This window comes from Snodgrassella sp. CFCC 13594, from assembly GCF_001590725.1.
GTDB lineage: Bacteria > Pseudomonadota > Gammaproteobacteria > Burkholderiales > Neisseriaceae > Snodgrassella.
In genome coordinates, this window is the sequence record NZ_LQXR01000110.1 from 1 (window position 1) to 302 (window position 302).

The following is a 302-nucleotide window of genomic DNA, read 5'->3' on the forward strand; positions in this document are numbered from 1 at the left end:
TCAACACCGTTTGGAACACCGACAGCAGCACCTCGGATAAATTAGTGATTAACGGCGACGCCAGCGGCAGCACCACCGTTTCTACCCCCAACGGCATCATCGGCAACGTTGTTCAAACCAATGCGCAGATCTATTCTGCCGATGTGGTGACCATTGCCGGTACCGACAGCAGCGACACCACCTTCACCGGCAGTGCCCAAACCACCAACGCAGGTGAAGCACAGTTGGTCAAAAAAGACGCCAACACCTATGCTTGGACGCTGTATGCCAAATCTTCTGATGATGACAACAGTGGCGGCACT

1 protein-coding gene is annotated in these 302 nt (G+C 54.0%); it reads left to right on the plus strand.

Annotated features, from left to right (window positions below; all coding sequences use genetic code 11):
• A partial coding sequence (locus tag A2F46_RS11945; RefSeq protein WP_156471668.1) for an autotransporter outer membrane beta-barrel domain-containing protein occupies positions 1-302 on the plus strand: 302 nt, incomplete at both ends.